3 protein-coding genes are annotated in these 2571 nt (G+C 29.4%); 2 read left to right on the top strand and 1 reads right to left on the bottom strand.

What is annotated here, in order from left to right:
* Positions 1–180 precede the first annotated feature (180 nt).
* Together WBG30_RS12050 and WBG30_RS12045 are read left to right on the top strand one after the other, a co-directional pair.
* Positions 181–594: a MarR family winged helix-turn-helix transcriptional regulator gene (locus tag WBG30_RS12050; protein ID WP_424504907.1), complete on the top strand. Its 414-nt coding sequence runs from the start codon at positions 181–183 to the stop codon at positions 592–594.
* Positions 595–615: 21 nt separating this feature from the next.
* Positions 616–1983, top strand: a complete 1368-nt coding sequence (locus WBG30_RS12045; protein WP_424504906.1) for an MATE family efflux transporter — start codon at positions 616–618, stop codon at positions 1981–1983.
* 65 nt (positions 1984–2048) lie between these two features.
* On the opposite strand, the gene WBG30_RS12040 is transcribed toward WBG30_RS12045, so the two are convergent.
* Positions 2049–2354, bottom strand: coding sequence for a hypothetical protein (locus tag WBG30_RS12040; RefSeq protein WP_424504905.1), 306 nt, complete (start codon positions 2352–2354; stop codon positions 2049–2051).
* Positions 2355–2571 lie beyond the last annotated feature (217 nt).

Here is a 2571-nt window from a genome sequence, read left to right as displayed (position 1 = left end):
ATTATATATATATCCATCTATTTAAGGCAGTATCACCAAGGCATTTTTGATGCATAATTTTTAAAAGCAAAAAATGTCGCCGCGACACTTTTTGCTTTTTTACTTTTTTTATTCCTTCCTATTGACAAAGCTTTAACTCTCCTTTATACTGTTTAGATATAAACGGTTAGGAGGAAAACTATGCTTTCAAAGTATCTCAGTATTACATATAGACAGTACCAATATTATATGAGAGAGGAATTAAAAAAATATAGAATTGGTAATAGTGACTACCCAATTTTACTTTGTCTTAATAAATATCACGGTGTGTGCCAAAATGAAGTCTCAAGACTCACAAAATTAAATAAAAGCTTGATTTCTAAAGGAGTAAAAAAATTAATTGAATATGAATATCTATATCAAGAAGATGATCTCCACCACAAGCAAAAACAGCGATTATTTCTAACAAAAAATGGCAAAAAGATAATCCCTGATCTAGAAAATATTGTCAGCAATTGGGAAAAAGTCATTTTAAAAGATCTATCAGTAGTAGAAGTTGAAACTTTATATAAGATCATGAAAAAAATAGATGAAAATTCAATGACTATCAAATAACGAGAAACCTTAGGAGAGTATATGAAAAATATTAAATTAGAGACAGAAAAAATATCAAAACTTTTATGGGAATATTCTATCCCTGCTATAACTGGGACTTTAGTTTGTATCTTATATAATATTGTAGATAGAATATTCATAAGTTTTGGTGTTGGAAGATTAGCTATTGCTGGAATAAGTATAGTTTTACCCCTTTTCACCTTTATACTAGCAACAGGATTATTTATAGGTGTTGGAGGAGGAGCCCTTATTTCCATAAACTTAGGTAAACAAAACAAAGCAAGAGCAGAGCAAATATTAGGAAATTCATTAACTTTATTTATTGTCATGGGTATTTTAATTTCCACTTTTGGTATTTTATTCCTAGATGATGTTCTTATATTGTTCGGTGCTACAGCAAATAATATAAGTTTTGCCAAAGACTATATGTCTATTATCTTTTTTGCCACTACCTTCCAACTATTATTTATTGGTATGAATAACATCATGAGAGGAGAGGGAAATCCCAAAGCTGCCATGAAAATGAGTATCATAGGATGTGGATTAAACATTTTACTCGATCCACTATTTATATTCACTCTAAATATGGGAATAAAAGGTGCTGCCATTGCTACAGTTATTTCAAATGTACTTGTGGCAATACTCCAAATCAGACACTTTATAAAAGGTGACAGTAATATAAAATTAAAATTAAAAAATATGAAATTAAAAAAAGAAATCCTTATAGGAATAGCTGGGATTGGAATAGCACCATTCATCATGCAGATGTCCAATTCTATCGTAGTAATCTTCATCAATAAAAATTTGAATATCTATGGAGGAGATATTGCCATTGCTGCTTACGGAATAATTAATAGTATCAGTGTCCTTATGTATATGCCTATTGTAGGAATATATCAGGGAAGTCAGCCTATTTTAGGTTATAATCACGGTGCTAAAAACTTTAAAAGGGTAAGAGAAACATACAAACTATCTCTTTTGGTGGCTATTAGTATTTCAGCCATAGGATTTTTCGTAGCTATATTTTTCCCTCATCTATTAATTTCACCATTTATCAATAATGATGAAACTCTATTTGAATTAACAACAAATGCAACTAAAATATTTTTTAGTATGACCCTCTTTATGGGTTTTCATATGATTGGAAGCAGTTATTTTCAAACAGTTGGAAAAGCTAAAATAACAACAGCTATAAATATCATTCGTCAGTTCGTACTCATGTTTCCGCTTCTATATTTTTTACCTAAATATTACGGTGTTAACGGAGTTTGGTTAGCTATTCCGATTACAGATCTAACATTAGCTATAATCACATCATATTTTGTGATCAAGGAATTCAAATCTTTAAAAACTAAATCAACTTTAGAAGAACAAGTTATAGAAATATAAAATTATTAACAAAAAAAGCAAAAAGTGTCGCGGCGACACTTTTTGCTTTTTTAATATATTATAGCTTATCCTTCTAAAATCTCTGCTGTAGCTTCATAATATGGTCCCTCTTCATCTTCACCATATTCTACAAAGAAAGTCACTTGTAAATCTCCTAAATAGAATCCTACTCCATTCCCTTCTTTTTCTACAAAGTAATCTATTTTCTTCAATTTCGATGTTAAGATTAATTCGGCAATATCATCTCTCATTTCCACTAACTCTTTCATATCTTCTTCTAATTCAAAACCTAAGTCACTTATCTTTTCACTTATTGCTATAACTCTTCTATCCAGTTTTTCTTTCATCTCTTGATCTAATATAATGCTCAATACACTCACTTCCTTTAATTTTTTTATTTCTTATTATACCATAAAAAATAAAACAAACTCATAATTCTTTCTTTTCTAATCAGTTTATTATTCTTACCTGATTCTCTCCAATAAATCTTGATTTTAATTTCAAATCAAAAGTGCCGCCGCGACACTTTTGATCTTTTGGTGTTATACTCTTTTAGTAGACACTTTCCATTCGTAAATATATAATATA

Source organism: Psychrilyobacter sp., from assembly GCF_049671765.1.
Lineage (GTDB): Bacteria > Fusobacteriota > Fusobacteriia > Fusobacteriales > Fusobacteriaceae > Psychrilyobacter.
Note: the sequence above shows the minus strand (reverse complement) of the source record. Positions and strands in the feature narration are given on the sequence as shown.